Genomic DNA, 5,518 nt, shown 5'->3' with positions numbered 1-5,518 from the left:
GGTTAGGTTAGAGAGGTTGCCCCGGTGGGGGTTCGGGAGTGGGTTTTCCCGGGTCTTGCTGGTGTGTGTCTGTTCTTTGAGAACTCAACAGTGTGCCAAGTTTTTGATGCCATTTGATTCTGGGTGTCGCTTTTCTTGGGCTGGTCTTCGGGCTGGTTCCTGGTTGGTGGTGCCTGGGGTTTTTGTTTTGTTTTGGTATACGTGCCTGGTCCTGCCTCGTCGGGGCTGGGTGTGATGCCTGGATTGGCTCCTTGTCTGCTCTTTCGGGGGTGGGTGGGGGGTTTGCTCCGTATGGATTGTCGGGGTCGACCCTTGGGGGTCGGTGTCGGCGTTTGTTTTTCACGGAGAGTTTGATCCTGGCTCAGGACGAACGCTGGCGGCGTGCTTAACACATGCAAGTCGAACGATGAGGGCCCAGCTTGCTGGGTCTGATTAGTGGCGAACGGGTGAGTAACACGTGAGCAACCTGCCCCTGACTTCGGGATAACCTCGGGAAATCGTGGCTAATACCGGATATGACGCCCTGCCGCATGGTGGGGTGTGGAAAGACTGTGTCGGTTGGGGATGGGCTCGCGGCCTATCAGCTTGTTGGTGGGGTGATGGCCTACCAAGGCGACGACGGGTAGCCGGCCTGAGAGGGTGACCGGCCACACTGGGACTGAGACACGGCCCAGACTCCTACGGGAGGCAGCAGTGGGGAATATTGCACAATGGGCGCAAGCCTGATGCAGCGACGCCGCGTGAGGGATGACGGCCTTCGGGTTGTAAACCTCTTTCAGCAGGGGAGAAGGCCTTCGGGTTGACGGTACCTGCAGAAGAAGCGCCGGCTAACTACGTGCCAGCAGCCGCGGTAATACGTAGGGCGCAAGCGTTGTCCGGAATTATTGGGCGTAAAGAGCTCGTAGGCGGTTTGTCGCGTCTGCTGTGAAAACGCGAGGCTCAACCTCGCGCCTGCAGTGGGTACGGGCAGACTAGAGTGCGGTAGGGGAGACTGGAATTCCTGGTGTAGCGGTGGAATGCGCAGATATCAGGAGGAACACCGGTGGCGAAGGCGGGTCTCTGGGCCGTTACTGACGCTGAGGAGCGAAAGCATGGGGAGCGAACAGGATTAGATACCCTGGTAGTCCATGCCGTAAACGTTGGGCACTAGGTGTGGGACCCATTCCACGGGTTCCGTGCCGCAGCTAACGCATTAAGTGCCCCGCCTGGGGAGTACGGCCGCAAGGCTAAAACTCAAAGGAATTGACGGGGGCCCGCACAAGCGGCGGAGCATGCGGATTAATTCGATGCAACGCGAAGAACCTTACCAAGGCTTGACATACACCGGAAACGTCCAGAGATGGGCGCCCCGCAAGGTCGGTGTACAGGTGGTGCATGGTTGTCGTCAGCTCGTGTCGTGAGATGTTGGGTTAAGTCCCGCAACGAGCGCAACCCTTGTCCTGTGTTGCCAGCGGGTTATGCCGGGGACTCATGGGAGACTGCCGGGGTCAACTCGGAGGAAGGTGGGGACGACGTCAAATCATCATGCCCCTTATGTCTTGGGCTTCACGCATGCTACAATGGCCGGTACAAAGGGCTGCGATGCCGTAAGGTGGAGCGAATCCCAAAAAGCCGGTCTCAGTTCGGATTGGGGTCTGCAACTCGACCCCATGAAGTCGGAGTCGCTAGTAATCGCAGATCAGCAACGCTGCGGTGAATACGTTCTCGGGCCTTGTACACACCGCCCGTCACGTCACGAAAGTCGGTAACACCCGAAGCCGGTGGCCCAACCCTTGTGGGGGGAGCCGTCGAAGGTGGGACTGGCGATTGGGACGAAGTCGTAACAAGGTAGCCGTACCGGAAGGTGCGGCTGGATCACCTCCTTTCTAAGGAGCTCATTCGGTGCCGCCCCTCGTTCGTGGGGATCTGGTGGTGCCTGGTGGCCGCGCCCGGGCCGAACGTGTCCGGGGTGGTTCGCTCACGGGTGGAACGTCAGGAACTTGTGCATGCTGTTGGGTCCTGAGGGAACAGGCCCCCGGCGTCGCCCGTCCCGTTGTGGGCGGGTGGGGTCGGGTGTTGTCTGTTTTGCTCTGGTGGCCGTGCCTTCCGATCCGCCCTGTGGGGTGGTGGTGGGGGTGTCGGTGCGTAGCTTGAGAACTGTACAGTGGACGCGAGCATCTTTGATCTTTTGTGGTCAAGTTTTTAAGAGCATTCGGTGGATGCCTTGGCACCAGGAGCCGAAGAAGGACGTTGTAGCCTGCGATAAGCCTCGGGGAGCTGGCAAACGAGCTGTGATCCGAGGGTGTCCGAATGGGGAAACCCGGCCAGAGTCATGTCTGGTTACCCGCGCCTGAATATATAGGGCGTGTGGGGGGAACGTGGGGAAGTGAAACATCTCAGTACCCACAGGAAGAGATATTCCGTGAGTAGTGGCGAGCGAAAGCGGATGAGGCTAAACCGGGGGTGTGTGATAGCCGGCGGGCGTTGCACCCTCGGGGTCGTGGGACCTGCTTGCCAGATCTGCCGGTCTGGTGGGGAGTGAGAAAGTCGCGGTGTAGTCGAACGGTCTGGGAAGGCCGGGCACAGTGGGTGAGACCCCCGTAGACGAAACGCCGTGGCCTCCTTGCAGGTATCCCGAGTAGCACGGGGCCCGTGAAATCCCGTGTGAATCTGCCAAGACCACTTGGTAAGCCTAAATACTACCTGGTGACCGATAGCGGACTAGTACCGTGAGGGAAAGGTGAAAAGTACCCCGGGAGGGGAGTGAAATAGTACCTGAAACCGGATGCTTACAATCCGTCGGAGCCTCCTTGGCTGGGGTGACGGCGTGCCTTTTGAAGAATGAGCCTGCGAGTTAGTGGCATGTGGCGAGGTTAACCCGTGTGGGGAAGCCGTAGCGAAAGCGAGTCCGAACAGGGCGGTTGAGTCGCGTGCTCTAGACCCGAAGCGGAGTGATCTACCCATGGGCAGGTTGAAGCACGTGTAAGAGCGTGTGGAGGACCGAACCCACTTAGGTTGAAAACTGAGGGGATGACCTGTGGGTAGGGGTGAAAGGCCAATCAAACTCCGTGATAGCTGGTTCTCCCCGAAATGCATTTAGGTGCAGCGTCATGTGTTTCTTGCCGGAGGTAGAGCTACTGGATGGCCGATGGGCCCTACAAGGTTACTGACGTCAACCAAACTCCGAATGCCGGTAAGTGAGAGCATGGCAGTGAGACTGCGGGCGATAAGGTTCGTGGTCGAGAGGGAAACAGCCCAGACCACCGGCTAAGGCCCCCAAGCGTGTGCTAAGTGGGAAAGGATGTGGAGTTGCACAGACAACCAGGAGGTTGGCTTAGAAGCAGCCACCCTTGAAAGAGTGCGTAATAGCTCACTGGTCAAGTGATTCTGCGCCGACAATTTAGCGGGGCTCAAGCACACCGCCGAAGCCGTGGCATCCGCGCATGACCCCAGCACCCCCTTCGAGGGGTGTTCAGGGGCGCGGGTGGGTAGGGGAGCGTCGTGTGGGAGGTGAAGCTGCGGGGTGACCCAGTGGTGGATCCCACACGAGTGAGAATGCAGGCATGAGTAGCGAATGACGGGTGAGAAACCCGTCCGCCGAATGACCAAGGGTTCCAGGGCCAGGTTAATCCGCCCTGGGTAAGTCGGGACCTAAGGCGAGGCCGACAGGCGTAGTCGATGGACAACGGGTTGATATTCCCGTACCGGCGAAGGACCGACCATACCGAGCCCGGTGATGCTAACCACCCAACGGTCGCCACCGTCTCCTTCGGGAGGCACCGGCGGCCCGCGCGTGGGACCCGATCCGGTAGTAGGTAAGCGTGTTAACAGGGGTGACGCAGACAGGTAGCCACCGCGTGCTTAATGGCAATGCACGTCTAAGGATGCAGGGCGGGGTGCAGGCAAATCCGCACCCCATACAAGCCTCAGGTCCGACAGTGACCCCGTACGGGGGAAGCAGGGTGATCCTATGCTGCCAAGAAAAGCCTCGACGCGAGGGACTAGCCGCCCGTACCCTAAACCGACTCAGGTGGTCAGGTAGAGAATACCAAGGCGATCGAGAGAATCGTGGTTAAGGAACTCGGCAAAATGCCCCCGTAACTTCGGGAGAAGGGGGGCCTGGGGGGTGAGGCCACTAGCTGGCTAGCCCTTCCGGGCCGCAGAGACCAGGGAGAAGCGACTGTTTACTAAAAACACAGGTCCGTGCGAAGTCGCAAGACGATGTATACGGACTGACGCCTGCCCGGTGCTGGAAGGTTAAGAGGACGGGTCAGCCGCAAGGCGAAGCTCAGAATTTAAGCCCCAGTAAACGGCGGTGGTAACTATAACCATCCTAAGGTAGCGAAATTCCTTGTCGGGTAAGTTCCGACCTGCACGAATGGCGTAACGACTTCTCCGCTGTCTCAACCGCGAACTCGGCGAAATTGCACTACGAGTAAAGATGCTCGTTACGCGCAGCAGGACGGAAAGACCCCGGGACCTTTACTATAGCTTGGTATTGGTGTTCGGTACGGCTTGTGTAGGATAGGTGGGAGACCGTGAAGCATTCACGCCAGTGAGTGTGGAGTCATCGTTGAAATACCACTCTGGTCGTACTGCACATCTAACCTCGGTCCGTGATCCGGACCAGGGACAGTGCCTGGTGGGTAGTTTAACTGGGGCGGTTGCCTCCTAAAATGTAACGGAGGCGCTCAAAGGTTCCCTCAGCCTGGTTGGCAATCAGGTGTCGAGTGCAAGTGCACAAGGGAGCTTGACTGCGAGACTGACAGGTCGAGCAGGGACGAAAGTCGGAACTAGTGATCCGGCGGTGGCTTGTGGAAGCGCCGTCGCTCAACGGATAAAAGGTACCCCGGGGATAACAGGCTGATCTTGCCCAAGAGTCCATATCGACGGCATGGTTTGGCACCTCGATGTCGGCTCGTCGCATCCTGGGGCTGGAGTAGGTCCCAAGGGTTGGGCTGTTCGCCCATTAAAGCGGTACGCGAGCTGGGTTTAGAACGTCGTGAGACAGTTCGGTCCCTATCCGCTGCGCGCGCAGGAAACTTGAGAAGGGCTGTCCCTAGTACGAGAGGACCGGGACGGACGAACCTCTGGTGTGCCAGTTGTTCCGCCAGGAGCATGGCTGGTTGGCTACGTTCGGAAGGGATAACCGCTGAAAGCATCTAAGCGGGAAGCCTGCTTCAAGATGAGGTTTCCACCACCCTCGAGGTGGGAAGGCCCCCAGCAGACCACTGGGTTGATAGGCCGGACGTGGAAGCGCGGCAACGCGTGGAGCTGACCGGTACTAATTGGCCGACAACTTACCACAACACTTTTACGTCAAAGAAAATTGTTACGCGTCCACTGTGCGGTTCCCGAGATACGCCCCAACCCCCCGACAAACCCGGGGGGCGGCCGCGGACATCTCCATAGAGTTACGGCGGTCATAGCGAGGGGGAAACGCCCGGTCCCATTCCGAACCCGGAAGCTAAGCCCCTCAGCGCCGATGGTACTGCACGGGAGACTGTGTGGGAGAGTAGGACACCGCCGAACACCCATT

General features: G+C 58.9%; 3 rRNA genes. All 3 read left to right on the top strand.

Annotated elements, in window-relative coordinates:
- Positions 1 to 338 precede the first annotated feature (338 nt).
- A 16S ribosomal RNA gene (locus KZX45_RS19685) occupies positions 339 to 1,865 on the top strand.
- 306 nt (positions 1,866 to 2,171) lie between these two features.
- Positions 2,172 to 5,286, top strand: a 23S ribosomal RNA gene (locus KZX45_RS19680).
- Between the two features lie 108 nt (positions 5,287 to 5,394).
- Positions 5,395 to 5,511, top strand: a 5S ribosomal RNA gene (gene rrf, locus KZX45_RS19675).
- The 16S, 23S and 5S rRNA genes sit together here, the layout of an rRNA operon.
- The last annotated feature ends 7 nt before the right edge of the window (positions 5,512 to 5,518 follow it).

Source organism: Georgenia sp. EYE_87, assembly GCF_023148685.1.
In the GTDB taxonomy this organism is placed as follows: Bacteria; Actinomycetota; Actinomycetes; order Actinomycetales; family Actinomycetaceae; genus Georgenia.
This window is presented reverse-complemented; position numbering and strand designations above follow the sequence as displayed.